Below are 25522 nucleotides of genomic sequence, written 5' to 3'. Positions count from 1 at the left end.
ACGGCATGGTGCGGTTCACCGGCGGCCGGTGACCGTCGAGGCGGCGGCGCGGCCCGGCTGACGGGCGATGGCTTCGCGGTAGCGCTCGGCGGTGCCGATGGCGGCCTGCCGCCAGGTGAAGCGGGCCAGCACCCGCTCCCGGCCGGCCGCGCCCAGCCGGCGGCGCAGCCCCTCGTCGCCCAGCAGCCGGAGCAGGCCGGCGGCGAGCGCCCCGGCGTCGCCCGGCGGCACCGCCAGGCAGGTCTCGCCGTCCGGCCCGGCGACCTCGGGGATGGCGCCGCCGGTGGTGGCCAGCAGTGGGGTGCCGGTGGCCATCGCCTCGGCCGCGGGCAGCGAGAAGCCTTCGTAGAGGGAGGGCACGCAGGCGATCTGGGCGCCGCGTACCAGGTCGACGAGTTCGGCGTCGCTGATGCCCTTGACGAACTCGATGGCGCCGGACAGGCCGAGCCGTTCGATGGCGGCGGCGACCGGCCCGTCGTCGGCCCGCTTGCCGACCACGACCAGGTGGGCGTCGGGGTTCTCGGTGCGCACCTTGGCCAGCGCCTCGACGAGGTGGATCAGTCCCTTGAGGGGGACGTCCGCGCTGGAGGTGGTGACGATCCGGCCGGGCACCTCGGGGACGGCCGGGTCCGGGGAGAAGAGGTCGGTGTCGGCGCCGATGGGGACGACGTGGACCCGACCGGGGTGGACGCCGAGGTCCTCGACGATCTCTTCGCGGGACGAGCCGGAGACGGTCAGCACCGACGGCAGCCGCCGAGCCACCCGCTTCTGCATCCGGGTGAAGCCGTACCAGCGGCGGACCGAGGCGCGGCGCTTCCAGTCGTGCGCGGCGGCCAGGTCGAGGCGCCGGTCGACGGTGATGGGGTGGTGGATCGTGGTGACCAGGGGGGCGCCGAGCGCGTCCGGGCCGCCGAGCAGGCCGTAGCCGAGGGTCTGGTTGTCGTGGACCACGTCGAACTGGCCGCGGCGGGCGGCGAGATGGCGCCGGGCGCGCAGGGAGAAGGTCAGCGGTTCGGGGAAGCCGCCGGTCCACATGGTGGCGACTTCGAGGCCGTCGATCCAGTCGCGGAACTCGTCTCGCCCGGGGGTGCGGAACGGGTCGGGCTGACGGTAGAGGTCGAGGCTGGCCAGCTCGGTCAGCGTCACGCCCTCGTCGAGGACGGGGTAGGGCTGGGCGCCGATGACCTCGACGGTGTGGCCGAGGCGGGCCAGCTCGCGGGAGAGGTGCCGGACGTAGACGCCCTGACCGCCGCAGAACGGGTTCCCCTTGTACGTGAGCATGGCGATCCGCAGGGGACGTTCACGGTCCGTCGGGGCGGAGGCCGAGGGGGTCTCCGCCGGGCGGGGCGCGGCTGCCTGGACGGCCTCTGCGGTCACGCACGGCCCCCTTCTCACTGGACTTTCGCCGGAGCGTAACCGCTGGCGGTAATCTAGAACAAGTTTCAGAACTGAAAAGCTACTGATCAGTTCACCGAGTTTCGAATCTACCGGCCGGGAACGGAGCGAAAAGAGCCACACCAGGTGATTCGCGCCACGGCACGGGCCCTGCCATGCTGTGCCGATCGCACCACCGGCGCTCACCGCATCGCGGACGGAAAGCCATGGAATGGGACACATGACTACGGAATCCAAGGCGGCCAGGCCGGCGCTTCCGGCGAGTCCTCCCTTGACCGAGCGTCAGGAGGCCCGGCGCCGCCGCATCCTGCACACCAGCGCCAGGCTGGCCAGCCGCGGCGGCTTCGACGCCGTCCAGATGCGCGAGGTGGCCGAATCCTCCGGCGTCGCCCTCGGCACCCTCTACCGCTACTTCCCGTCCAAAGTGCACCTGCTCGTCGCCACCATGCAGGACCAGCTCCAACACATGCACGCAACGCTGCGCAAGCGCCCCCCGTCGGAGGAGGACCCCGGCGCCCGGGTCGCCCAGACCCTGATGCGGGCCTTCCGCGCCCTCCAGCGCGAACCGCACCTGGCGGACGCGATGGTCCGCGCGCTGACCTTCGCCGACCGGTCCGTCAGCCCCGAGGTGGACACCGTCTCCCGGCTGACCACCGCGATCATCCTGGACGCCATGGGGCTGGACGGCCCGCCCACCCCCGAGCAGCTCTCCGCGGTCCGGGTCATCGAGCACACCTGGCATTCGGCGCTGATCACCTGGCTGTCCGGACGGGCCTCGATCGCCCAGGTGAAGATCGACATCGAGACGGTCTGCCGCCTGATCGACCTCACGGCCCCCGGGCGGGGACAGCTGCGGTGAGGGGGGAGGGGTGGGGGTGGTGGGGCTGGCGGGTCCAATCGGGCCGTCCAGCCCGTTAACCTCCTTGCGGATGCGGGTAGTTGGCCCGCAAGGGGCCCTCCCGCCCCCTACGGGATCGACCACCCCACCCCCTACGGGCCCCGCCCCCGGCCGCTCACCCGGCAGCTCGCCCCCTGGTCGCTCCCCCGGTCACTCATCCGGCGGGAAGACCGCCTCCCCGCCCTCCGCCGCGGTGATCGCGATCGCCTCCACCGGGCACCCCTCGGCCGCCGCGAGCACGCCGTCCGCGGCCTCCGTCTCCGGTTCGACGGGGTGCGACTGGCGCGCCGCGTCCAGCCGGAACCGCTCCGGCGCGATCCCGGCACACAGTCCGGACCCGATGCAGACCCGCCGGTCCACCGCCACCCGCCAGCGCTCCGCCATCAGGCACCCGCCGGCAGGTGGATCATCTTGTGCTCCAGGTACTCGGCGAACCCCTCGGGCCCGAACTCCCGCCCGATCCCGGAGTTCTTGTAGCCGCCGAACGGCCCGAGCATGTCGATGCTGAAGGTGTTCACCGAGTACGTCCCGGTGCGCACCCGCCGCGCGATGTCGATGCCGTGCTCGGTGTCCGCCGTCCACACCGACCCCGACAGCCCGTACTCCGAGTCGTTGGCGATCCGCACCGCCTCCGCCTCGTCCCCGTACGGCAACAGGCAGATCACCGGCCCGAAGATCTCCTCGCGCGCGATCCGCATCCCGTTGTCGACCTCGCCGAAGAGCGTCGGCTCGACGTACCAGCCGGTCGGCTGCCCCTTCGGCCGGCCGCCGCCGGTCAGCACCTTGGCGCCTTCCTTCTGCCCCAACGCGATGTAGTCCAGCGACCGCTGCTGCTGACGACGGGCGACCAATGGCCCGAGTTCGGTGGCCGGATCCAGCGGGTCGCCGACGGTCAGCGCGCCCGCCGCCGCCGCGAACCGCTCGGCGATCTCGTCGTAACGGCTGCGCGGGGCGAGGATCCGGGTCTGCGCCACACACGCCTGACCGTTGATCATCCAGGCGAACGGCACGATCCCGGCCACCGCCGCGTCCAGATCCGCGTCCGGCAGGATCACCGCCGCTGACTTGCCGCCCAACTCCAGCGTCACCCGGGTGAGGTTGCGGGCCGCGACCTCCATGACCCGCTTGCCCGCCGCCACCGACCCGGTGAACGACACCTTGTCCACGCCCGGGTGCCCGACCAGGTACTCGCTCACCTCCCGGTCGGCCGGCAGGATCGACAGCACCCCCTCCGGCAGGCCGGCCTCCGACACGATCTCCGCGAGCAGATACGCGTCCAGCGGGGTCTCCGGCGAGACCTTCAGCACCACGGAGCACCCGGCCAGCAGCGCCGGCGCGAGCTTGGCTGCGGCGGTGAACTGCGGGACGTTCCACGGCACGACGGCCGCGACCACCCCCACCGGCTCCCGGCGTACCAGCAGCGGCCCCAGCACCCCGGCCCGCCGCTCCTCGAACGTGAACTCCCGCGCCACGGTGAGCGCCGCGTCCCACACCAACATCGCGGCCAGCGACTGCACCATGACGCCCGAGGTGACCGGCGTCCCGTTCTGCGCGCCGATGATCCGCGCGAACTCCTCGCTGCGCGCCGCGAACGCGTCCTTGATCCGACCGACCACCGCGATCCGTTCGTCCAACGGGGCGTTCGCCCACACCCCGGACTCGAAGGATGCCCGGGCCGCGGCCACCGCCCGGTCGACATCGGCCCGCGCGGCGTGCGGGACCCGGCCGATGACCCGTTCGGTGTGCGGCGAGACGACCTCGATCGTGTCCGGCCCGGCCGGGTCGACCAACTCACCGCCTATATAGAGCTTTCCGTGTTCGACGAGGTCGCTCATAGCTGGCCGCCTCCCGACGGTTTCGACGGATCACGCTCTCGACGGATAACGATTTCTGACGCTCCATCAGAATCACGCATCACCAGAACTGATATCAGTTCCACCCCGCGGAGTCCACGCCCACTACGCGAATCCCAACTCCCGCCGCCGACCGGGCAGTCACCCTGTTAATGAAACGCGTTCTAGTTATAGTTGAGGCGACAACGGCACAGGAAGGGGCGGGACCCATGGCACCGCAGGTGATCGACCACAAGGGCGGGGTATGGAGCATCGCCGTCCCCATCCCGGACAACCCCCTCGGCCACACCCTCGTCCACCTCCTGGAGACCGACCGCGGCCCGGTCCTCATCGACACCGGCTGGGACGACCCGGACTCCTGGGACACCCTCACCGCCGGCGTCACCGCCTGCGGCTTCGAACCCACCGACCTGCACGGCGTGGTGATCACCCACCACCACCCCGACCACCACGGGCTCTCCGCCAAGGTGCGGGAGACCTCCGGCGCGTGGATCGCCATGCACGCCGCGGACGCCGCACTGGTCCGGCGCAGCCGCGCGGCCCAACCGGGGCAGTGGCTCGACTACCTCCTCGGCAAGCTCGCCACGGCCGGGGCGCCGGAGGACCACCTGGAGCCCCTACGGGCCGCCCGCGCCGCCGGACGCGGCCGGAAGCTTCCCGGGCGGCGGGCCGCGCTGCCCGACCGGGCCATCGAGCCCGGCGCACTCCTCGACCTCCCCGGCCGCCGCATCCGCGCGATCTGGACACCGGGCCACACGCCCGGCCACGTCTGCCTCCACCTGGAGGAGGCACACCCCGCGCAGCAGGACGCCCCCGCCCCGACCCGCCCGACCGGCTTCGGCCGGCTCTTCTCCGGCGACCACCTCCTCCCCGGCATCACCCCGCACATCGGCCTGTACGAGGACCCCGACGACGTCGCCCCCGACCTGCTCGACCGGGGCGACCCGCTCGGCGACTACCTCGACTCCCTCGAACGCATCGCCCGCCTCGCGCCGGCCGAGGTGCTGCCGGCGCACCAGCACGCCTTCCCGGACGCGGCCGGGCGGGTCCGGGAGCTGATCGCCCACCACGAGGAGCGCCTCGCCGACCTCCGCACGCTGCTCCGTGAGCCGCGCACCGCCTGGCAGCTCGCCGTGTCCATGCAGTGGAACCGCCCCTGGGAGCAGATCCCGCCCGCCTCCCGCACCATCGCCGTCTCCGAGGCCGAGGCCCACCTCCGCCACCTGATCAAACGGGGCCACGCCGAGCCGGTCCCCGGCTCCTCCCCCACCCGCTACGTGGCGGTGTAGGGCCTGTCCCGTGGGGTGGTGCACGCCGCCGGACCCGGCGGGTTCCCGGGTGCGCGTCGTGGCGGCGGGCGGGGTGGCCGTTCGCGACCGCCGTAGACCGGCACGGCCCGCACGGTGCACCCGGCGCCACCGCGGCCGCCCCGTGCGGGACCCCTCGCCGTCGGCGCCGGCGTTAAAGTGTGCGGGACAACTTCATCCGTACCCGATCGGGGGAAGCCGGTGGAAATCCGGCGCTGACCCTCCCCCAAGCTCTCGGCTTCGCTCAAGCCCGGGGGCACCCCCATCCGTGAGCGCGGCCGCCCGAGCGCGGCCCTGCGAGCCGGAGCACCCGGTGGGGCACGACCAAGGCTCCCGCCACCGGACCCGCCGCGCGTGCGGCCGGCCGGTGCGCGGCACCGTCGAGGTATACGGAGCTGAGCCCGGTGCCACCCCGCCGCACCCCGACGGTGCGCGCGGGCGGTCACCCGAGCGCGGCTCGGCTTCGTACCCCGCCGCGACCCGACCGACCCGAGAGGCACCCATCCGATGGCCCGCATGGCCCCCACGGCTCCCCCCGCCCCCGCGCCGCAGCCGCAGCCGCACTCCGCCGCCCCCCGGGCGCGCCGCGCCGCCACGGCGCTGGCCGCCGTGGCGACCGCCGCCGTGCTGGCCGGTGCCGCGGCCCCCGCCGCCCACGCCGCCGGCCCGGCGGCCCCGCCGCAGCAGAAGCTGCCGAAGGGGCTGTACGGGAGCGCGGATCCGCAGTACGACGGCGTGTGGCGGCAGTCGCTGGCGTTGCTGGCGCAGCACACGGTCGGGGTGCGCCCGGCGGCGTCCGCCGTGGACTGGTTGGCCGGCCAGCAGTGCGCCGACGGCGCGTTCGCGGCGTTCCGGGCCGATCCGGGCAAGGCGTGCGACGCCGGCACGATGCGGGACACCAACCAGACGGCCGCCGCGGTCCAGGCGCTGACCGCGCTCGGCGGGCACGGCGACGCGGTGCAGAAGGCCGTGGGGTGGCTGAAGTCCGTCCAGCACGCGGACGGCGGCTGGAGTTCGATGCCCGGCGGGGAGGGCGGCGCGGAGAGTGACGCCAACTCCACGGCCGTGGTGATCGGGGCGCTCGCCGCGACGGGTGCGAAGCCGGAGTCGGTGACCGCGAAGGGCGGCAGGACACCGTACGGCGCGCTGCTGGGGTTCCAACTGGGGTGTGACGCGAAGGAAGCCGAGCGCGGGGCGTTCACCTTCCAGCTGAAGAACGCCGCGCCGAACGCCGACGCGACCGCCGCCGCGATCACCGCGGCGCTGGGCAAGGGCTTCGTCGTGGCGCCGGCGGGCAAGGACGCGGACCAGCCGGTCAAGGCGCTGGACTGTGCGAAGGGCGGCGTGTCAGGCAGTGGCGCGGATGCCCGGGCGGCGGTCGCGGACGGCGGCGCCGGCTGGTTGGTCGGGCAGTTGGACGCCGGCGGCCAGCACCTGCGTTCGGCGATGCCGGGCGCCGAGCAGCAGCCCGACGTCGGCAACACCGCGGACGCGGTGGTCGCGCTGGCGGCCGGTGGGCACGCCGCCGCCGCGCAGAAGCCGCTGGGGTGGCTGGAGAAGAACGCCGCGGGCTGGGCGAAGCAGCACGGCCCGGCCGCGTACGCGCAGTTGATCCTCGCCGCGCACGCCACCGGCACCGACCCGCGGTCCTTCGGTGGCGCCGACCTGGTGGCCGCGCTCAACGCCACCGGGCCCGAGCCGGCCGGCAGCAGTGCGCCGTCGCCGGCCTCAGGACAGAACGCCAAGGACGCCAAGGACGCTGACGGCGGCGGTGGCATCGGACCGTGGTGGATCATCGGCGTCGGGCTGGCCATCGGCGCCGGCATCGGCTTCCTGATCAGCGGCCGCAACAAGAACAAGACCGGGCTGTGATGCGGGCGCGGCGGGCCGCCGGGGTGCTGCTGCTGGCGGGCGCGGTGGCCGGTCTGGGGGCCGGGCCCGCGCAGGCGCAGGAGTACCGGTACTGGTCCTTCTGGGACGGCAGGCCGGCCGCGGGCGGTGCGGCCGGCGCGTGGGCGTACGCCACGGAGGGGCCCGGCACCGCGCGGCCGGCCGACGGCGCCGTCGTGGGGTTCCGCTTCACGGTGAGCGTGGATTCGGCGAAGGCGGCCGGCCCGCGTACCGCCCCGGACTTCGCCGCGCTCTGCGACCGGACCCCGGCCCGTGCCGGGTCCAAGCGGGTCGGTGTGGTGATCGACTTCGGTACCGCGGCGGACGCACCGTCGGGTGAGCGTCCGCCGGCAGGGCGGACGGCCTGTGCCCAGGTGCCGGCGGACGCCTCGGCTGGCGAGGCGCTGGCCGCGGTCGCCAAGCCGCTGCGGTACGACGCCGATGCGCTGCTGTGCGGGATCGCGGGCTATCCGCGGTCGGGCTGTGCGGAGCAGGTCAGCGGTGGCGGGGCGGAGCCGACGGCGACGCCCGCTGCCCCGCGCGCGGCCGGCAAGGACGATGACGGCGGGCCGTCGGCCGGTCTGGTCGGCGGGATCGGGGCCGTGGTGGTGCTGGGCGCGACCGGCGTGTGGCAGGCGCGCCGGCGGCGCGGATGAGCGCGCCGCGGGCCACCCGGAGTACCGCATTGCACGCGGGCGCCTGGTGGGTGTGGGCGCTCGGCCTGGCGACCGCGGCGTCCCGGACCACCAATCCGCTGCTGCTGGGGCTGCTGGCGGGGGTGGCCGGCTATGTCGTGGCGGTGCGCCGGACGGATGCGCCGTGGGCGCGGTCGTACGGGGCGTTCGTCAAGCTCGGGTTGGTGGTGCTGGGCATCCGGTTGGTCTTCGCGTTCGTGCTGGGGTCGCCGATCCCGGGTACGCACACCTTGGTGACGTTGCCCGAACTCCCGCTGCCGGACTGGGCGAAGGGGGTCCGGGTGGGCGGCCGGGTCACCGCGGAGGGCATGGTCTTCGCGTTGTACGACGGGCTGAAGCTGGCCGCCCTGCTGATCTGTGTGGGGGCCGCGAACGCGCTCGCCAATCCGGCCCGGTTGCTCAAGTCGCTGCCCGGTGCGCTGTACGAGGTGGGGGTGGCGGTGGTGGTCGCGATGACCTTCGCGCCGAATCTGGTGGCGGACGTGCAGCGGCTGCGGGCGGCGCGGCGGTTGCGCGGCCGGCCGGACCGCGGGGTGAAGGCGCTGCTCCAGGTCGGGATGCCGGTGCTGGAGGGTGCGTTGGAGCGGTCGGTGGCGTTGGCCGCGGCGATGGACGCCCGTGGGTACGGCCGGACCGCGCAGGTGCCGCCGGCGGTGCGGCGGTTGACCTCGATGCTGACGCTGGGCGGGCTGCTCGGGGTGTGTGCGGGGACGTACGGATTGTTGGGTGATTCCGGCGGGGGCTACGGGCTGCCGCTGTTGTTGGTCGGGCTGGTGGCGGCGCTGGCCGGGCTGTGGTTGGGGGGCCGTCGGTCGGTGCGGACCCGCTACCGGCCGGAGTCGTGGGGCGTGCGGGCCTGGCTGGTGTCGGGTTCGGGGGTCGCGGTGGCGGCGTTGATGATCGCGGCGAACGGGTACGCGCCGGGTGCGCTGCATCCGTCGGCGGTGCCGTTGACGGCGCCGGTGCTGCCGCTGTGGCCGGCGTTGTCGTTGCTGGTGGGGCTGGTGCCGGCGGTGGTGGCACCGGTTCCGGTGCGGGCCGGGGGCGGCGCGCCGACCGGACGGTCCGGCTCGGCCGGCTCGTCGGGCCCGTCCGCTGTGGCGCGCGCGTCCGGCTCATCCGCCTCGGCCGGCCCGTCCGGCTCATCCGCCTCATCCGCCGCGTCGGCCCGACGCTCCGCCCCCTCCCCCGCCCCCGCCCCCGCCCCCGATCCGTTCACGAAGGAGCCCACCCAGTGATCCGCTTCGAGCAGGTCTCGGTCACCTATGGGGACGCCGCGGCGCCGGCCGTCCAGGGGGTCGATCTGACCGTGCCCGAGGGGGAGTTGTGCCTCCTCGTCGGCCCGTCCGGGGTCGGCAAGTCGACCTTGTTGAACGCGGTGTGCGGGCTGGTGCCGCACTTCACCGGTGGCACCCTGCACGGTCGGGTGACCGTCGACGGGCGGGACACCCGGACCCATCCGCCGCGCGAATTGGCCGATGTGGTCGGCACGGTGGGCCAGGACCCGCTGGCGCACTTCGTCACCGACACCGTCGAGGACGAGCTGGCCTACGGCATGGAGTCGCTGGGGCTGGCGCCGGACGTGATGCGTCGGCGGGTCGAGGAGACCTTGGACCTGCTGGGGCTGGCCGAGCTGCGGGACCGGGCGATCGGCACGTTGTCGGGCGGGCAGATGCAGCGGGTGGCGATCGGTTCGGTGCTGACCGCCCACCCGAAGGTGCTGGTGCTGGACGAGCCGACGTCGGCACTGGACCCGGCGGCCGCGGAAGAGGTGCTGGCGGTGTTGCAGCGGCTGGTCCACGACCTGGGGACGACGGTGTTGATGGCCGAGCACCGGCTGGAGCGGGTGGTGCAGTACGCGGACCAGGTGATCCTGCTGCCGGGACCGGGTGCGGCCCCGGTGATGGGTGAGCCGGCCGGCGTGCTGGCCGCGTCCCCAGTGCGGCCGCCGGTGGTCGAACTGGGTCGGCTGGCCGGCTGGTCGCCGTTGCCGCTGTCGGTGCGCGATGCCCGCCGCAAGGCGGCGCCGTTGCGGGAGCGGTTGTCGGCGGTGGCCGCACCGTCCCCCGGTCCGGCGGCGCCGGTGGCGGACGCCGAGCCGGTCGCCACGGTCGCGGGGCTGGGTGTCCATCGGGACCGGACGCCGGTGCTGCACGGTGTCGGGCTGACGGTCCGGCCGGGCGAGACGGTCGCCTTGATGGGGCGCAACGGGGCGGGGAAGTCGACGTTGCTGCGCACGCTGGTGGGGATGCACCAGCCGTCGTCGGGGTCGGTACGGGTCGGCGGGGCGGCCCCGCACCGGACCCGGCCGCGGGATCTGCTCCGCCGGGTCGGGTTGGTGCCCCAGGAACCGCGTGATCTGTTGTCGGCGGACACCGTGGCGGCCGAGTGCGTCGCGGCGGACCGGGACGCGGGCGCCCCGGAGGGCAGTTGCCGGGAGCTGGTGACCCGCTTGCTGCCGGGGGTGCGGGATGCGGCGCATCCACGGGATCTGTCCGAGGGACAGCGGCTGGCGCTGGCGCTGGCGGTGGTGTTGACCGCGCGGCCGCCGTTGCTGCTGCTGGACGAGCCCACCCGCGGGCTGGATTACGCAGCCAAGGCCCGGTTGGTCGAGGTGGTGCGGGGGCTGGTGGCCGAGGGGCAGGCGTGCGTGTTGGCCACCCATGACGTGGAGTTGGCCGCCGAGTTGGCGCACCGGGTGGTGATCTTGGCGGACGGGGAGGTCGTCGCCGACGGTCCGACCGAGGACGTGGTGGTCTCCTCCCCGGCGTTCGCCCCGCAGGTCGCCAAGGTGCTGGCGCCGCTGCCGTGGCTGACCGTGGCGCAGGTGGCCCGTTCGCTGGACGGGGCTCCGGCGTGACGGCGGCCGGTCGGCAGGTGCGGGCGGTCCGGCTCGGTCCGCGGTCGGTGGCGGCGCTGTGTCTGGTGTCGGCGATCGGGGTGGTGGCCTTCGGGTGGCCGTTGTTGGCCGGTTCCGGTTCGGGGTTGGCGCATTCCCAGGACGCGCCGTGGTTGTTCGCCGCGCTGTTGCCGTTGTTGCTTGCGGTGGTGGCGACCGTCGCGGACGCCGGCCTGGATGCCAAGGCGATCGCCATGCTCGGTGTGCTGGCCGCGGCGGGGGCCGCACTGCGGCCGCTGGGTGCGGGGACCGCGGGCATCGAGCCGATGTTCTTCCTGATGGTGTTGTCGGGGCGGGTGCTGGGTCCTGGTTTCGGTTTTGTGCTGGGGTCGGTGGCGATGTTCGCGTCGGCGTTGTTGACCGGTGGCGTCGGGCCGTGGATGCCGTTCCAGATGTTGTCGATGGGGTGGGTGGCGATGGGCGCGGGCCTGTTGCTGGGGCCGGACCGCTGGCGCGGCCGTCGTGAGTTGGTGCTGCTGGCGGGGTACGGGGCGGTGGCGTCGGTCGGCTACGGGTTGGTGATGAACCTCCAGGGCTGGCCGTACATCGGGGGGTTGGCGTCGGGCGTCTCGTTCGTGCCGGGCGATCCGCTCTCCGCCAATCTGGCGCGTTATCTGGCGTACTGCCTGGCCACGTCGCTGGGGTGGGATCTGCCGCGGGCGGTGGTCACCGTCGTGCTCACGCTGACGCTGGGCGGCACGGTGTTGAAGGCGTTGCGTCGGGCGACGCGTCGGGCGGCGTTCGAGGCGCCGGTGGCGTTCGCGGATCATGCGGCGATCACGGATCCGGCCGGGCCGCCGGGCAGGCCCCAGGGGCCTGCCCGACCCTGATCCGTCGGATCGGCGCTACAGCCGTTGGATGATCGTCGCGGTCGCCAGTGCCCCGCCCGCGCACATGGTGATCAGGGCGAACTCCTTGTCGCGGCGTTCGAGTTCGTGGAGGGCGCTGGCCAGGAGGCGGGCGCCGGTGGCGCCGACGGGGTGACCGAGGGCGATGGCGCCGCCGTTGACGTTGACCTTCTCCAGGTCCTGGCCGAAGACCTGGGCCCAGGACAGCACGACGGAGGCGAACGCCTCGTTGATCTCGACCAGGTCGATGTCCTTGAGGGACATGCCGGCCTTGCCCAGGACGGCCCGGGTGGCGTCGATCGGCCCGTCGAGGTGGAAGTGCGGGTCGGAGCCGACCAGTGCCTGGGCGACGATGCGGGCCCGGGGCTTGAGGCGGAGCGCGCGGGCCATCTTCTTGGAGGCCCACAGCAGGGCGGCGGCGCCGTCGGAGATCTGCGAGGAGTTGCCGGCGGTGTGGACGGCGGTGGGCATGACGGGCTTGAGGTCGGCGAGCGCCGCCATGCTGGTGTCGCGCAGCCCCTCGTCACGGTCGACCAGGCGCCACATGCCCTGGCCGGCACCCTGCTCTTCTTCGCTGGTGGGGACCTGGACGGCGAAGGTCTCGCGCTTGAAGCGTTCCTCGGCCCAGGCGGTGGCCGCGCGTTCCTGGGAGAGCAGGCCGAGCGCGTCGACGTTCTCGCGGGTCAGGCCGCGGTGGCGGGCGATCCGTTCGGCGGCCTCGAACTGGTTGGGCAGGTCGACGTTCCATTCGTCGGGCCAGGGTTTGCCGGGGCCGTGCTTGGAGCCGCTGCCGAGGGGGACGCGGGACATCGCTTCGACGCCGCAGCCGATGCCGATGTCGATGACACCGCCCGCGATCATGTTGGCGACCATGTGGTTGGCCTGTTGGGAGGAGCCGCACTGGCAGTCCACGGTGGTGGCGGCGGTCTCGTAGGGCAGGCCCATGGTGAGCCAGGCGTTACGGGCGGGGTTCATGGACTGTTCGCCGGCGTGGGTGACGGTGCCGCCGACGATCTGCTCGACGCAGTCGGGCTGGATGCCCGTACGGGCGAGGAGTTCGCGGTACGTCTCGCCCAGGAGGTAGGCGGGGTGGAGGTTGGCGAGCGCACCTCCGCGCTTGCCGATGGGGGTGCGTACGGCTTCGACGATGACGGGTTCCGCGGCCATGACTCAACTCGTCCTCTCCTCGCGTCCGTGGGCGTCCCGACGCCCACGGAGGGAAGAACTAGTACGCGTTCTAGTTCTGCGAACAGTCTCGTGAGCCGTCCGGCGTGGCGCAAGGGGGCTGCAACGCACTTGTGCACAAGAGGCGTTGCCGTGACCCTTGCCACTTGTAGAACTCGTTACTACCTTCACCGCCGACCTGCATCTGATGGGCCGTCAGACCTTTGGGTCGGGCGACGGTACCCTCAGGGCGTCCGACGTCAGCTGGACCAGGAGTCGCCGATGCACTGCCCCGCGCTGCCCGAAGGGTTCGACTTCACCGACCCCGACGTCTACCAGTCCCGGGTCCCGCTCCCGGAGTTCGCACGGCTGCGGCAGACCGCGCCCGTGTGGTGGAACGCCCAGCCGCACGGCATCGCCGGCTTCGACGACGACGGCTACTGGGTCGTCACCCGCCACCAGGACGTCAAGGAGGTCTCCACCAAACCGGAGGTCTTCTCGGCCAATCTCAACACCTCGATCATCCGGTTCAATCCGACCATCTCCCGCGACCAGATCGAGGTCCAGAAGCTGATCATGCTGAACATGGACCCGCCGGAGCACACCCGGGTCCGGCAGATCGTGCAGCGCGGCTTCACCCCGCGGGCCATCCGCGCCCTGGAGGAGGCGCTGCGCCACCGGGCCGCGCGGATCGTCGAGGAGGCCCGGCACAAGGGCTCCGGCGACTTCGTCACCGACGTCGCCTGCGAGCTCCCCCTCCAGGCGATCGCCGAACTCATCGGCATCCCACAGGAGGACCGGACCCGGATCTTCGACTGGTCGAACAAGATGATCGCCTACGACGACCCGGAACTCGCCATCACCGAAGAGGTCGGCGCCAACGCGGCCGTGGAGCTGATCTCGTACGCGATGAACCTCGCCGCGGCCCGCAAGGAGTGCCCGGCACAGGACATCGTCAGCCGGCTGGTGGCGGCCGAGCACGAAGGGAACCTCGGCTCCGACGAGTTCGGCTTCTTCGTGCTGCTGCTGGCGGTGGCCGGCAACGAGACCACCCGCAACGCCATCACCCACGGCATGCACGCCTTCCTCACCCACCCCGACCAGTGGGAGCTCTACAAGCGCGAGCGACCGGCGACCGCCGCCGAGGAGATCGTGCGGTGGGCGACCCCGGTGGTCTCCTTCCAGCGCACCGCCACCCAGGACACCGAACTGGGCGGCGCGCACATCAGGAAGGGCCAGCGGGTCGGGATCTTCTACTCCTCCGCCAACCACGACCCGTCCGTCTTCGACCACCCCGAGGTCTTCGACATCACCCGCGATCCCAATCCCCACCTGGGCTTCGGTGGCGGCGGCCCGCACTTCTGCCTGGGCAAGTCGCTGGCCGTACTGGAGATCAACCTGATCTTCAACGCCCTCGCGGACGCCGTGCCCGGGATCTCCCTGGCCGGCGACCCGCGACGGCTGCGCTCCGCCTGGCTCAACGGCGTCAAGGAACTCCGGGTGCACTACCGCTGAGGGAGAGCACCGCCAGGGTGAGCACCTCCAGGACGCCGACACTCAGCAGCGCCACCACCAGTCGGCGCCGCAGCGCGCGGTAGGCGTCCTCGTATGCGGTCCGCAGGGTGGCGCTGCGGACCGCGATGCGCTCCAGATAGGAGCGGGACGCCTCGCGCTGCTCCTGGCAGTAGTGCCGGACGACGTCCTCCCGCTGGGAGTCGGTGAGCCAGGGCAGCCGGTCGCAGAATTCCGCCGCCTTGCTGCGGGCCCGCTCCTTTTCCGCCTCCCACAGCAGATAGCCCTCGATCTCGTTGATCGTCTCCGCCGTCCGGAGGTCTTCTCCCCCGTCGATCTCCTTGGCCATGGAATGTCCTTACGCCTCGATCGCGGCCGCGATGTCCGGGTGGTGCAGGTCGAATGCCGGGGATTCGGAACGAATGCGCGGCAGCGAGGTGAAGTTGTGCCGTGGCGGCGGGCAGGACGTCACCCACTCCAGCGAACGGCCGTAGCCCCACGGGTCGTCCACCTCGACCTTCTCGCCGTACTTAGCGGTCTTCCAGACGTTGTAGAGGAACGGCAGGATCGACATGCCCAGCAGGAACGAGAAGATGGACGAAACGGTGTTCAGGGTGGTGAATCCGTCGGCGGCGAGGTAGTCGGGAATGCGGCGCAGCATGCCCTCGGCGCCCAGCCAGTGCTGCACCAGGAACGTGCCGTGGAAACCGATGAACAGCGTCCAGAACGTGATTTTCCCCAGCCGCTCGTCGAGCATCTTGCCGGTGAACTTCGGCCACCAGAAGTGGAAGCCGGCGAACATCGCGAAGACGACCGTGCCGAAGACCACGTAGTGGAAGTGGGCCACGACGAAGTACGAGTCGGAGATATGGAAGTCCATCGGCGGCGACGCCAGGATGACACCGGTCAGACCACCGAAGACAAAGGTGATCAGGAAGCCGATGGCCCAGAGCATCGGCGTCTCGAAGGACAGCGAGCCCTTCCACATCGTGCCGATCCAGTTGAAGAACTTCACACCGGTCGGCACGGCGATCAGGAACGTCATGAAGGAGAAGAACGGCAGCAGCACACCGCCGGTCACATACATGTGGTGCGCCCACACCGTCACCGAAAGACCGGCGATGGAAATCGTCGCGGCGATCAGACCGATGTAACCGAACATCGGCTTCCGGGAGAAGACCGGAATGACCTCGGAAATGATGCCGAAGAATGGTAGGGCGATGATGTACACCTCTGGATGGCCGAAGAACCAGAAGAGGTGTTGCCAGAGCAATGCGCCACCATTGGCCGCATCGAAGATGTGCGCGCCGAATTTACGGTCCGCCTCCAGGGCGAACAGCGCGGCGGCCAGCACCGGGAAGGCGAGCAGGACCAACACACCGGTCAGCAGCACGTTCCAGGTGAAGATCGGCATCCGGAACATCGTCATGCCCGGGGCGCGCATACAGATGATGGTGGTGATGAAATTGACCGCGCCGAGGATCGTGCCGAAGCCGGAAAAGGCCAGACCCATGATCCACATATCGGCGCCGACACCGGGCGAATGCACGGCGTCGGAGAGCGGTACGTACCCGAACCAGCCGAAGTCCGCCGCCCCTTGCGGCGTGAGGAATCCGCCCACCGCGATCAGCGACCCGAAGAGGTAGAACCAGTAGGCGAGCATGTTCAGCCGCGGGAACGCCACGTCGGGCGCGCCGATCTGCAACGGCATGATCCAGTTGGCGAAACCGGCGAACAGCGGCGTCGCGAACATCAGCAGCATGATCGTGCCGTGCATCGTGAACGCCTGGTTGAACTGCTCGTTCGATAGCAACTGGTGGCCAGGGCGGGCGAGTTCGGCGCGCATCAGTAGCGCCAGCAGGCCGCCGATGCAGAAGAAGGCGAAGGCGGTCACCAGGTAGAGCGTGCCGATGGTCTTGTGGTCGGTGGTCGTCAGCCACTTCACCGGGTTCCGCGGCGCGGTGGACCGCGCCGCGCCGGGCCGTTGCGCGGCGGACCCGGCCGCGGGTGACGACAGTGCGGGGAGCTTCATGCCCCGTAGGTGTCCGCCTCGCCGTGGAACGTCACCGGTGACGGCCCCCGAGCGGCCTCCCGCAGGGGTGCGAAGTCTCACGCCACCGGGGTGTGAAGATCGGGGCGGTGCCGGACACAGGGGGTTTATGAGCACGGACGACGCCTTCGCCGATGCCTATCGCGCGCACTACTGGGCGGTCAGCCGCTTCGTGGCGCGGCGGCTGGACGCCCCGGCACACGAGGTCGAGGAGGTGGTGGCGGACGTCTTCTCCATAGCGTGGCGGCGCCGGGCCGAACTCCCCGAAGCGCCGCTCCCCTGGCTGTACGGGGTGGCCCGGAACTGCCTGGCCAATACGGTGCGCGGGATCGGTCGCTACCGGCGGCTGCTGCACCGGCTCGGCAACCACGAGGCGGCGCACGGCCGGCAGACCGTCGCGAGTCCGGACGCCGAGCGGCCCGGCTCCTGGGTGCACGAGGCGCTGAACCGGCTGTCCGCCGGCGACCAGGAGGTGCTGCGGCTGACCGCCTGGGAGGAACTGACCGTCGAGGAGCTGGCGGTGGCCCTCGACTGTGGTCGGAGCGCGGCGGCCATGCGGCTGCACCGGGCCCGTCGCCGCCTCCGCACGGAGATCGACCGCACCCGGACCACCGTGTCCGTATCAGCAGGAGGCGACGGCAATGAGTGACGAACTGGAGCTGCTGCGGGCGGCCAACCTGGTGCCGGCCGGCGCAGCGCGCTGGCGGGACCGCCCGTTGGACGCCACCGCGGAGCGCGGCCTGAACCGCCTGCTGCACCACACCCGCACCCGGCGGGCCCGTCGCCGTCTGGTGCTGCGCGCCGAGGCGGCCGTACTGGCACTGGTCGCGGTGCTCGCCTTCACCCTCACCGACGCCGGCAGCAGCCGGGCCGTCGCGGCGCCCGCCGCGCTCGTCCCGCAGGCCGCCGGTGCCACGCCCTCGCTGGACGGGCTGGCCCGCCTCGCGCAGGCCCGGGCCCGGACCGCCGGCCCCCAGGACGGGCCGCGGCGCGGCAGCCACCTACAGAGCTGGAGCCTGTCCATGGGGACGGGCCCGGACGCGGCGTCCCCGGTGACCGTCCCCGAGGAACGCATCACCCGGTGGAACGCCGACGGCAGCGGCTCCGAACTGGTCGTGGCCACCGACCCGCAGCACCCGGGCCGCCCGGTCATCCACGACGACGACGGCCGCTGGCGGACCGTCAGGGACGGGAAGGTGCTGCACCGCGCGACCTACCCGGCGGGGTCGGGCGCACCGCACGACGGCCTCGCCGCCCGGACGAAGCCCCCCACCGACCCCACGGCGCTGCGGGCGTTGCTCACCTCCCTCTATGGTGCGGCGAACCGCGACGGCGATGATCCGTCGGCCGTCCCGCAACTGCTGATGGCGCTCTCCTCGTACCGTCAGGAGTGGACGCCGGGGCCGCGGGAGACCGCGGCGATCGTGCGGATGCTGGCGGACACCGAGGGCCTGCGGCCGGCCGGCGCGGTCACCGACCGACTGGGCCGCCGCGGGCAGGCGTTCGTGCATGACGGGCCCGACGGCGCGATGGACGCCACCCGGCAGATGGTGATCCTCGATCCGCGCACCGGCCAACTCCTGGGCACGGAGATCACCTTCACCAAGGACCTGCCCGACTTCCGGATCACCGCGGGCCAGGTGATGTCCTACGAGGCGTGGATGTCGTGACGCCTCCGCGCCCGGACACCGGAAGTAAACGACCGGACACCGGAAGTAGGGGTCCTGAGGGAAGCGCGCGAAGTCGTCGGGTCGCGGTGTGTGGCCGCCCGAGTGGCGGGGTGCCGTCCCGTGGTCGATCCTGGAGGGACGCGACGATCCTTCGGCGCGGTGGTGCCCGGTGCACCGCCGCGCCGTTTCCGTATGCGAATGAACACGCCCGGGGCACCGGCCCTCGCGTGACGCAGACCACAATCCACCTGCGGTTGCGGTCGATCTCCGCGAGATGGATCACAAACAGCGGCCCCGTAAAAAAGTTCGCCGATGCACGTTTGCCCAGCGAGGAGGGGGTAGGCGGGTGACTATGCAGTCATCCGCGCACCGTCCGTGATGACCCGGTCTGCCCGTATGGTCGACCTTTGCCCCTCCATGCCATGGCGGGGCATGTCCATGTAGTCGTCCCAGAGAGCGCAGGCGAGCGAACACGTGCCGACGCAGTCCCCCCTCGCACCCGGGTCCCGTACGGGCGTCGGCAAAAGCACCGGCGCCGCCCCCGAGCCGCAGCAGACGGCCCCCCAGCAGCAGACACCGGGCGAGGTCACCGTCGTCGACCCCGCGATGGTCAAGCGCGCGGTATCGGCGGCCGCCCTCGGCAATGCGATGGAGTGGTTCGACTTCGGCGTCTACAGCTACATCGCGGTCACCCTCGGCCACGTCTTCTTCCCGTCCGGGAACCCGACCGCGCAGTTGCTGTCGACCTTCGGCACGTTCGCCGCGGCCTTCCTGGTGCGACCGCTCGGCGGAATGTTCTTCGGCCCGCTCGGCGACCGCATCGGCCGCCAGAAGGTCCTCGCCATCACCATGATCATGATGGCCGCGGGCACCTTCGCCATCGGCCTGATCCCCTCCTACGCCACGATCGGCGTCGGCGCACCGATCCTGCTGCTCCTCGCCCGCCTGGTGCAGGGCTTCTCCACCGGCGGTGAGTACGGCGGCGCCTCCACCTTCATCGCCGAGTACGCGCCCGACAAGAAGCGCGGATTCCTCGGCAGCTGGCTGGAGTTCGGCACCCTCGCCGGATACGTCGGCGGTGCCGGCCTGGTCACGCTGATGACCGCGCTGCTGTCCACCGACGCCCTCCACTCGTGGGGCTGGCGGATCCCGTTCCTGATCGCCGGCCCGATGGGCATCATCGGCCTCTACCTGCGGATGCGCCTCGAAGAGACCCCGGCCTTCGCCCGGTTGGAGAAGGAGGCGCACGCCAAGGAGAAGGCGCGCCGCGAGGTCGAGAAGCGGATCGGGCTGCGCGAGATGATCTTCGGCCAGTGGCGGGCGATGCTGCTCTGCGTCGGCCTGGTCCTGGTCTTCAACGTCACCGACTACATGCTGCTGTCGTACCTGCCGAGCTACCTCACCTCGGAGCTGAAGTACGACGAGACGCACGGGCTGCTGGTCATCCTGGTCGTCATGGTCGCGATGATGTGCGTCCAGCCGTTCGTGGGCAAGCTGTCCGACCGGTTCGGCCGTCGCCCGGTCATCGCCGCCGGCTGCCTGGGCTTCCTGGTGCTGTCGGTGCCCGCACTGCTGCTGATCCGTCAGGGTTCGCTGGCCGCCATCGCGGTGGGCACCGGCACGCTCGGCCTGCTGCTGGTGTGCTTCACCGCCGCGATGCCCTCCGCGCTGCCCGCGCTCTTCCCGACCAAGGTGCGCTACGGCTCGCTGTCGATCGGCTTCAACATCTCGGTGTCGCTGTTCGGCGGCACGACGCCGCTGGTGGTCACCGCCCTCATCGGCGCGACCGGCAACACGATGGTGCCCGCCTACTACATGATGGCGGCGGCCGTGATCGGCGGCATCGCGGTCCTGCTGATGTCGGAGAGCGCCGGCAAGCCGCTGCCCGGCTCGCCGCCGGCGGTGGAGACCGAGGCCGAGGCCCGGCAGCTGACCGCGGCGGCCGCGGCCCGCTGAGCCACACCCGACCCGCGCGACGGCCGGTCGTCGGACCCCTCCAGGTCCGGCGGCCGGCCGTCCGTCGTAGGGGGCAGCGGGCGAAAAAGGGGAACCGGTGACACCGCCCGTCCCGTCTGTGACCCTGGCGATCGTGGGATCACCGGGCACGGAACAGGGGACCACCATGATTGTGGCGGCAGGAACGACGGGTACGGGCAGCGGGGCGGGGCGCCGGCGGGCACTGTGCCTGGTCCTGGTGCTGCTGGCCATGCAGGTGGGCTGGCTCGCCCGCCCCGCGTACGCCTGTGGCTGCGGGGCGATGGTGCACGGCCCGGGCACCACGATGGCGGTGCACCACGAGACGTCGGCGGTGCGCTGGGACGGCACCACCGAACGGATCGCCATGCGCCTGACGGTCGACGGCACCGCCCCGGACGCCGCCTGGATCATGCCCGTCCCGCACCGCGCCACCGTACGGCTGGGCGATCCCGAACTCCTCGACGAACTGGACCAGATCACCGCCCCGGTCACCCGACACCGCCACTACTTCTGGCCGCGCACGGGCGACTGGCCCTTCGAGGCGGACTTCGACGGCTCCTTCGCCGCCGCCCCGCCCCCGACCGACGCATCGGTCGGCGTCGTCGACCGCGAACGGCTGGGCCCCTTCGACGTCGCCCGACTGACCGCCACCGACCCCGACGCGCTGCGCAACTGGCTCACCACCCACGGCTTCCGACTGCCGCCGGCACTGCCCACCGCCCTCCGCCCGTACGTGGACCAGCACTGGGAATACGTGGCGGTCCGGCTCGCCCCCGCGGACCACGGCACCCGCCTCACCGGCACCCTCGACCCGCTGCTGCTCTCCTTCGCCACCGAGAGCCCCGTCTACCCCATGCGGCTCTCCCGCCTCGCCACCACCCCGCAGACGCTGAGCCTCTACCTCCTGGCCCCGCACCGGATGGAGCCACGCAACGCCATCGGCGGCGCACCGCCGCACGTCCTCTACGCGGGCCGGATCACACCGCAGGACGCCGTCCGCGACTTCGCCGGCCCCGCCCCCACCTTCCTGACCGCCCTCGACCAGAGCTTCCCGCAGCCGCAACGCATCGACGGCGACCACGAGTTCCGCCGCACCGCCACGGACACCCCGTACCAGCGGGTGCGTTACACCGAAACCCTCCTGCAAGTCGGCGGTATCCCCCTCTGGATCCCCACCGTGGGCGCCGCCCTGCTCCTGATGATGGCCACCGCCGCCCTGACCGCCGGCCGCCGCAGGCGCCGCTCGGCGGTCCGGTACTTCCGGACCCCGGCACCGCCAGCCTGACCGATCGCGACCGCCGCAACGGCTGACACCGACCGGGTCGGCACGACGCGGTTGAGCCGGAAGCCGGAGCGGGTGAGCGGGGCCCGCCTTCCGCACCGGACGCGAGGGTGCGCACCACCAGGAGCACCGGTACCGGTCCGCCGACGACGACGTGGCACTACAGGGCCCGGTCGAGAACCTCCGCGATGACCGTGTACGACACGATGTGCGCCCGGGTCGGGTCCCCGAGCGGCGGGAACTCCAACCGCCGCCCGTCCTCGTCGAGCCAGACCCGCCCCGCCGCCAACTCCTCCGCCTTCTGCCGCGCGTAGTCGCGCGCCGCCGTCAACCGCGCCTTCGATACGGCCAGATCGTCCGGGAGTCCGACACCGCCCTCTTGGGCGGCACCTGCGCTGCCATCCGCACTGTCACCCTGTCCTGCGGGCATGTTCCCGTCCTCCCTGTCGCGGATCCCGGGTCTCGTCCGGGGCGGGCGTTACCTGTCCCGACACCGCGACGCATAACCGTCACAAACCAGCCGACTCCCAGCCCTTCGCCGTGAATCAGTGCCTCGCGCTTCTCCCGCCGGGCCTCGGGGCTGGCCCGGGAATCGTCCTCACGACGTTTTGACTGCCTGATGTAGGAAACTGCACGCACCTGATCGAGATGACGACGCCAGTCAGGCGTCCGGTTTGTGAGAGGTGTCATGTGCCCAGCGTGGTAAAGATCAATGTGCTGACCGTCCCCGCCGAGCAGCGGGAGACCCTGGAGAAGCGGTTCGCCTCGCGCGCCGGTGCGGTGGAGAGTTCGGACGGCTTCGAGTGGTTCGAGCTCCTCCGGCCGGTCGAAGGCACCGACGACTACCTCGTGTACACCCGGTGGCGTGACGAGGCGTCGTTCCAGGCGTGGATGGAGGGGCCGATGAAGGCCGCTCACCAGGGCGGCAGCGACCGGCCGAAGCCGGCCTCCAGCGGGTCCACGGTGTGGTCGTTCGAGGTCGTGCAGCAGGCCGCGCCGAAGGGCGCGTAGCTCCGTAACGAGCGGCCCCCGGCCGTACCCAGCGACACCGCGCGCCTTCCGAGGCGCCACCGACCGGCCGACGACGGCCCGCGGTGGTCACCCGCCGTGCGGCGGGCCGGCGCGCGGTGCGCTGGGCCCCGTCAGGCGTCCCGGGCGGGCAAAATCGGTTGCACCCGGCCGCCCCTCAACGTGACATGGCCGTCATGAGCGACGCTGCCACCCCGTCCTGGACCCTCGCCGCCGAACCTGCCGCATCGGCGGTGGCGCGGGCCCTGTTGCGCGAGTACTACACCGATGTCGCCGACCGCTATTACGTGTTGCACGAGGGGCGCCGCTCGACGCCGGAGGAGATCGACGAGGGCGTGGCCGAGTATCCGAGCGACGCCCTGATGCCGCCGCACGGGGTGTTGTTGGTGGCGCGGTACGGGGGCGAGCCGGTCGGGTGCGCCGGAGTGCGGCTGTTGGATGCCCGTACCGCCGAGTTGAAGCAGGTGTTCGTCCGGCCCGACCGGCGGGGTCTGGGCGCCGCGGGCCGACTGCTGCGGGCCGCGGAGGCGGCCGCGGCCCGGCTGGGTGCCGAGCGGATCCGGCTGGACACCCGGCTGGACCTGACGGAGGCGGTCACCCTCTACCGGCGGCGCGGTTACGTCGAGATCGCCCCGTACCACGACGACCGCTATGCGGAGATCTTCTTCGAGAAGCGGCTCGTGGGGACGGAGGCGGGGGCGGATACGGCCGTCGGCCGGTGAGGGGCGGCTATGGGGTGAGGTCCGGTGGTTGCGGTGACCGCGGCGGGGTGTGGGCCGGGGTCCGCGGTACCAGTGGGCGGGCATCGCCGTTGTGCGGCTCCTCCTCGTCCGAGCCGCACAGTTCCGCCGTCAGCTCCTGGACGAGTTCGGTGAGGTCGGTGGGCCGGTCCTTGGTCCACCAGTCGCCCAGCAGGCCCGCCAGCGATGCCTGGCGGGCCGCGGAGAGCCGCTCCGCGGCCTCCCGACCGTGGTCGGTGAGCAACAGCATCAGTCCTTCGCGTCGCGCCAGGCCGCGTTCCTCGATCTGCCGGACGCCCTCGGTGATCACGCCGAGCGGTACCCGGGTGCGCTCCGCGAGCAGTGCCGGTTCCACCGAGCCGTAGTGGTGGATGCGCAACACCAGCCAGCTGGCGGCCGGTTTGAGGTCCAGGCCGGCGCGGGTGGTGATCTTCTCGTAGATGTCCTTGCGGCCCGCGATGCTGCCGAGTTTGGACAGCGCGCGGGCGACCTCCTCGTGGGAGGACCGCTCGACGGGGTTGGAGCAGAGGACCTCGCTGGTGTCGGGGGCGGTGACGCTGCCGCGCAGCGGCTCCTCCTTGAGGAACCAGGCCAGGGCGAAGGCGACGAGGACGATCGGCACGGCGTAGAGGAAGACGTCGGTGATGGAGGCGGAGTAGGCGCCGAGGACGCCGGCGGCCTGCGCGGGCGGCAGCTTGGTGATCGCTCGCGGGTCCTGGGCGATCGCCGACGGGGAGATGCCGGGCGGGAGCTGTGCTCCGGCGAGGGCGTCGGCGATCCGCGGGCCGAGCCGGTTGGCGAAGATCGTGCCGAAGAGGGAGACGCCGAACGAGGCGCCGATGGAGCGGAAGAAGGTGGCGCCGGAGGTGGCCACCCCGAGGTCCTGGTAGGGGACGGCGTTCTGCACGATGAGGACCAGGACCTGCATGACCAGGCCGAGCCCGAAGCCGAAGACGAAGAAGTAGGTGCTCATCAGGGCGACGCCGCTGGACGGGTCGAGCTGGTGCAGGAGCAGCAGGCCCAGGGCGACCACGGCGGTACCCGCGATGGGGAAGACCTTGTAGCGGCCGGTGCGGGAGACGATCTGCCCCGAGGCGGTCGACGAGAGCAGCATGCCGAACACCATCGGCAGCATGTGCACACCGGACATGGTCGGCGAGACCCGCTGGACGACCTGGAGGAACGTCGGTAGGTACGTCATCGAGCCGAACATCGCGAAGCCGATGACGAAGCCGATGACCGAGCAGAGGGTGAAGGTGCGCGAGGTGAACAGGCGCAGCGGGATGACCGGTTCCGCGGCCCGGCGTTCGACGACGATGAACGCGGCGAGCAGCGCGACGCCGAGTCCGGCGAGCAGCGCGGTCTGCCAGGAGCCCCAGGGGTAACTGACGCCGCCGAGCGAGGTCATCAGTACGAGGCAGGCGGCGACCGCGGCGATCAGGGCGGTGCCCAGGTAGTCGATGCGGTGCGGGGTGCGGCGGGACGGGATGTGCAGCACGGCCGCGATGACGGCGAGCGCGACGACGCCGATGGGGAGGTTGATGTAGAAGACCCAGCGCCAGCTGAGGTGGTCCACGAACAGGCCGCCGAGCAGCGGCCCCAGGACGCTGGTGCCGCCGAACACGGCGCCGAACAGCCCCTGGTACTTGCCGCGTTCGCGGGGCGGCACGATGTCCCCGACGATCGCCATCGACAGCACGATCAGGCCGCCGCCGCCCAGGCCCTGGAGCGCCCGGAAGCCGATCAGCTGCCCCATGTTCTGTGCGAGGCCGCAGAGCGCCGAGCCGATCAGGAAGATCACGATGGCGGCCTGGAACAGCTTCTTGCGGCCGTACTGGTCGCCGAGCTTGCCCCACAGGGGCGTCGCGGCCGTGGACGCCAGCAGATAGGCGGTGACCACCCAGGAGAGGTGCTCAAGGCCGCCGAGTTCACTGACGATGGTGGGCAGCGCGGTGGCGACGATGGTCTGGTCGAGTGCCGCGATGAGCAAGCCGAGCAGCAGCGCGCCGATCGCGACGAGGACCGTCCGGCGGGAATGGTCCTCGCCGGGAACGGCAGGAGCACCGGTGTCCTGCACCATGAGCGTCGTCTCCCTCGTGTCCGGCTCGTACGCCCGGCACCGGCGCGCAGGTACGCGCCCGGGTCCGGGTGGTGTTCTCGGCCTTCCGGGCCTTCACTCCATCGTGGGCGTTTCCACCCGATATGGCCCGCTGAGCGGTCGGGGCCGGCTGCCGCCCCGGGGACGGCGGGACGGGCCGGGTGCGGGGAAACGGGCCTGGAGCGGGAGGACGCGGGCCCGAGGCGGGGGGACAG

General features: G+C 72.1%; 22 protein-coding genes. 14 read left to right on the top strand and 8 right to left on the bottom strand.

Translation table 11 applies throughout. The features are described from left to right. Positions 1–15 precede the first annotated feature (15 nt). Positions 16–1377 carry a glycosyltransferase family 4 protein gene (locus ACO0M4_RS26445; RefSeq protein ID WP_430373399.1) on the bottom strand — a complete coding sequence of 454 codons (1362 nt, stop codon included), beginning with the start codon at positions 1375–1377 and terminating at the stop codon, positions 16–18. Positions 1378–1615: 238 nt separating this feature from the next. Between ACO0M4_RS26445 and ACO0M4_RS26440 the strand changes: the two genes are divergently transcribed. Continuing rightward, positions 1616–2254: a TetR family transcriptional regulator gene (locus ACO0M4_RS26440; RefSeq protein WP_430373398.1), complete on the top strand. Its 639-nt coding sequence runs from the start codon at positions 1616–1618 to the stop codon at positions 2252–2254. 189 nt (positions 2255–2443) lie between these two features. Here the strand turns inward: ACO0M4_RS26440 and ACO0M4_RS26435 are convergent, their stop codons facing one another. Together ACO0M4_RS26435 and ACO0M4_RS26430 are read right to left on the bottom strand one after the other, a co-directional pair. Then, a complete protein-coding gene (locus ACO0M4_RS26435; RefSeq protein ID WP_430373397.1) occupies positions 2444–2677 on the bottom strand; it encodes a ferredoxin in 234 nt (77 codons plus the stop codon). Then, positions 2677–4128, bottom strand: a complete 1452-nt coding sequence (locus tag ACO0M4_RS26430) for an aldehyde dehydrogenase (protein WP_430373396.1) — start codon at positions 4126–4128, stop codon at positions 2677–2679. Before ACO0M4_RS26430 ends, ACO0M4_RS26435 begins: the two co-directional genes overlap by 1 nt. A gap of 227 nt (positions 4129–4355) precedes the next feature. On the opposite strand from ACO0M4_RS26430, the gene ACO0M4_RS26425 reads away from it, so the two are divergent. From ACO0M4_RS26425 to ACO0M4_RS26400, 6 genes are all read left to right on the top strand, one after another. Then, positions 4356–5435, top strand: a complete 1080-nt coding sequence (locus tag ACO0M4_RS26425) for an MBL fold metallo-hydrolase (protein WP_430373395.1) — start codon at positions 4356–4358, stop codon at positions 5433–5435. Positions 5436–5969: 534 nt separating this feature from the next. Beyond that, positions 5970–7325, top strand: coding sequence for a prenyltransferase/squalene oxidase repeat-containing protein (locus ACO0M4_RS26420; protein ID WP_430373394.1), 1356 nt, complete (start codon positions 5970–5972; stop codon positions 7323–7325). Then, a complete protein-coding gene (locus ACO0M4_RS26415; protein ID WP_430373393.1) occupies positions 7325–7999 on the top strand; it encodes an SCO2322 family protein in 675 nt (224 codons plus the stop codon). The genes ACO0M4_RS26420 and ACO0M4_RS26415 overlap by 1 nt, the downstream gene beginning before the upstream one ends. Before the next feature lie 50 nt (positions 8000–8049). After that, the gene (locus tag ACO0M4_RS26410) at positions 8050–9276 is read left to right on the top strand and encodes a CbiQ family ECF transporter T component (RefSeq protein WP_430373944.1); all 1227 of its coding nucleotides are present in this window, start codon (positions 8050–8052) and stop codon (positions 9274–9276) included. Beyond that, complete coding sequence (locus tag ACO0M4_RS26405; RefSeq protein ID WP_430373392.1) at positions 9273–10898, top strand: ABC transporter ATP-binding protein; 1626 nt, start codon at positions 9273–9275, stop codon at positions 10896–10898. Before ACO0M4_RS26410 ends, ACO0M4_RS26405 begins: the two co-directional genes overlap by 4 nt. After that, the gene (locus tag ACO0M4_RS26400) at positions 10895–11767 is read left to right on the top strand and encodes an ECF transporter S component (RefSeq protein ID WP_430373391.1); all 873 of its coding nucleotides are present in this window, start codon (positions 10895–10897) and stop codon (positions 11765–11767) included. Before ACO0M4_RS26405 ends, ACO0M4_RS26400 begins: the two co-directional genes overlap by 4 nt. A 15-nt stretch (positions 11768–11782) precedes the next feature. Here the strand turns inward: ACO0M4_RS26400 and ACO0M4_RS26395 are convergent, their stop codons facing one another. Then, positions 11783–12952 carry a steroid 3-ketoacyl-CoA thiolase gene (locus tag ACO0M4_RS26395; RefSeq protein WP_430373390.1) on the bottom strand — a complete coding sequence of 390 codons (1170 nt, stop codon included), beginning with the start codon at positions 12950–12952 and terminating at the stop codon, positions 11783–11785. A gap of 279 nt (positions 12953–13231) precedes the next feature. Here ACO0M4_RS26395 and ACO0M4_RS26390 point away from each other — a divergent pair, with 279 nt between their 5' ends. Then, a complete protein-coding gene (locus ACO0M4_RS26390) occupies positions 13232–14464 on the top strand; it encodes a cytochrome P450 (protein ID WP_430373389.1) in 1233 nt (410 codons plus the stop codon). On the opposite strand, the gene ACO0M4_RS26385 is transcribed toward ACO0M4_RS26390, so the two are convergent. Together ACO0M4_RS26385 and ctaD are read right to left on the bottom strand one after the other, a co-directional pair. Then, on the bottom strand, positions 14436–14810 hold the full coding sequence (locus tag ACO0M4_RS26385) for a hypothetical protein (RefSeq protein WP_430373388.1): 375 nt from the start codon (positions 14808–14810) through the stop codon (positions 14436–14438). The two genes, ACO0M4_RS26390 and ACO0M4_RS26385, sit on opposite strands and share 29 nt — an antisense overlap. Before the next feature lie 9 nt (positions 14811–14819). Then, the gene (ctaD, locus tag ACO0M4_RS26380; protein ID WP_430373387.1) at positions 14820–16493 is read right to left on the bottom strand and encodes an aa3-type cytochrome oxidase subunit I; all 1674 of its coding nucleotides are present in this window, start codon (positions 16491–16493) and stop codon (positions 14820–14822) included. 127 nt (positions 16494–16620) lie between these two features. Between ctaD and ACO0M4_RS26375 the strand changes: the two genes are divergently transcribed. The 4 genes from ACO0M4_RS26375 to ACO0M4_RS26360 all read left to right on the top strand — a co-directional run bounded on the left by ACO0M4_RS26375 (position 16621) and on the right by ACO0M4_RS26360 (position 21443). Next, the gene (locus tag ACO0M4_RS26375) at positions 16621–17160 is read left to right on the top strand and encodes an RNA polymerase sigma factor (RefSeq protein WP_430373386.1); all 540 of its coding nucleotides are present in this window, start codon (positions 16621–16623) and stop codon (positions 17158–17160) included. Then, entirely contained in the window at positions 17153–18181 is a 1029-nt protein-coding gene (locus ACO0M4_RS26370; RefSeq protein ID WP_430373385.1) for a CU044_5270 family protein, read from the top strand. The genes ACO0M4_RS26375 and ACO0M4_RS26370 overlap by 8 nt, the downstream gene beginning before the upstream one ends. Positions 18182–18655: 474 nt before the next feature. Further along, a complete protein-coding gene (proP, locus tag ACO0M4_RS26365; protein WP_430373384.1) occupies positions 18656–20137 on the top strand; it encodes a glycine betaine/L-proline transporter ProP in 1482 nt (493 codons plus the stop codon). Between the two features lie 166 nt (positions 20138–20303). Further along, the gene (locus ACO0M4_RS26360; RefSeq protein WP_430373383.1) at positions 20304–21443 is read left to right on the top strand and encodes a DUF2330 domain-containing protein; all 1140 of its coding nucleotides are present in this window, start codon (positions 20304–20306) and stop codon (positions 21441–21443) included. 157 nt (positions 21444–21600) lie between these two features. Here ACO0M4_RS26360 and ACO0M4_RS26355 read toward each other — a convergent pair whose 3' ends face one another. After that, the gene (locus ACO0M4_RS26355; RefSeq protein WP_430373382.1) at positions 21601–21870 is read right to left on the bottom strand and encodes a hypothetical protein; all 270 of its coding nucleotides are present in this window, start codon (positions 21868–21870) and stop codon (positions 21601–21603) included. Between the two features lie 260 nt (positions 21871–22130). Here ACO0M4_RS26355 and ACO0M4_RS26350 point away from each other — a divergent pair, with 260 nt between their 5' ends. Beyond that, positions 22131–22451, top strand: a complete 321-nt coding sequence (locus ACO0M4_RS26350) for an antibiotic biosynthesis monooxygenase family protein (RefSeq protein WP_430373381.1) — start codon at positions 22131–22133, stop codon at positions 22449–22451. 194 nt (positions 22452–22645) lie between these two features. Then, on the top strand, positions 22646–23191 hold the full coding sequence (locus ACO0M4_RS26345; protein ID WP_430373380.1) for a GNAT family N-acetyltransferase: 546 nt from the start codon (positions 22646–22648) through the stop codon (positions 23189–23191). A 7-nt stretch (positions 23192–23198) separates the two neighbouring features. Here ACO0M4_RS26345 and ACO0M4_RS26340 read toward each other — a convergent pair whose 3' ends face one another. Then, entirely contained in the window at positions 23199–25289 is a 2091-nt protein-coding gene (locus ACO0M4_RS26340; RefSeq protein ID WP_430373379.1) for an MFS transporter, read from the bottom strand. Positions 25290–25522: the final 233 nt, after the last annotated feature.

Source organism: Streptomyces sp. RGM 3693 (assembly GCF_050471125.1).
Lineage (GTDB): Bacteria > Actinomycetota > Actinomycetes > Streptomycetales > Streptomycetaceae > Streptomyces.
The sequence above is the reverse complement of the archived record's forward strand: the minus strand, read 5'-3'. Positions and strand labels throughout refer to the sequence as shown.

Coding starts and splice junctions, on each gene's coding strand:
- ACO0M4_RS26370 (WP_430373385.1), top strand. CDS start 17,153: ATGAGTGACGAACTGGAGCTGCTGCGGGCGGCCAACCTGGTGCCGGCC.
- ACO0M4_RS26340 (WP_430373379.1), bottom strand. CDS start 25,289: ATGGTGCAGGACACCGGTGCTCCTGCCGTTCCCGGCGAGGACCATTCC.
- ACO0M4_RS26375 (WP_430373386.1), top strand. CDS start 16,621: ATGAGCACGGACGACGCCTTCGCCGATGCCTATCGCGCGCACTACTGG.
- ACO0M4_RS26425 (WP_430373395.1), top strand. CDS start 4,356: ATGGCACCGCAGGTGATCGACCACAAGGGCGGGGTATGGAGCATCGCC.
- ACO0M4_RS26435 (WP_430373397.1), bottom strand. CDS start 2,677: ATGGCGGAGCGCTGGCGGGTGGCGGTGGACCGGCGGGTCTGCATCGGG.
- ACO0M4_RS26420 (WP_430373394.1), top strand. CDS start 5,970: ATGGCCCCCACGGCTCCCCCCGCCCCCGCGCCGCAGCCGCAGCCGCAC.
- ACO0M4_RS26390 (WP_430373389.1), top strand. CDS start 13,232: ATGCACTGCCCCGCGCTGCCCGAAGGGTTCGACTTCACCGACCCCGAC.
- ACO0M4_RS26430 (WP_430373396.1), bottom strand. CDS start 4,128: ATGAGCGACCTCGTCGAACACGGAAAGCTCTATATAGGCGGTGAGTTG.
- ACO0M4_RS26395 (WP_430373390.1), bottom strand. CDS start 12,952: ATGGCCGCGGAACCCGTCATCGTCGAAGCCGTACGCACCCCCATCGGC.
- ACO0M4_RS26440 (WP_430373398.1), top strand. CDS start 1,616: ATGACTACGGAATCCAAGGCGGCCAGGCCGGCGCTTCCGGCGAGTCCT.
- ACO0M4_RS26355 (WP_430373382.1), bottom strand. CDS start 21,870: ATGCCCGCAGGACAGGGTGACAGTGCGGATGGCAGCGCAGGTGCCGCC.
- ACO0M4_RS26360 (WP_430373383.1), top strand. CDS start 20,304: ATGATTGTGGCGGCAGGAACGACGGGTACGGGCAGCGGGGCGGGGCGC.
- ctaD (WP_430373387.1), bottom strand. CDS start 16,493: ATGAAGCTCCCCGCACTGTCGTCACCCGCGGCCGGGTCCGCCGCGCAA.
- ACO0M4_RS26385 (WP_430373388.1), bottom strand. CDS start 14,810: ATGGCCAAGGAGATCGACGGGGGAGAAGACCTCCGGACGGCGGAGACG.
- ACO0M4_RS26345 (WP_430373380.1), top strand. CDS start 22,646: ATGAGCGACGCTGCCACCCCGTCCTGGACCCTCGCCGCCGAACCTGCC.
- ACO0M4_RS26415 (WP_430373393.1), top strand. CDS start 7,325: ATGCGGGCGCGGCGGGCCGCCGGGGTGCTGCTGCTGGCGGGCGCGGTG.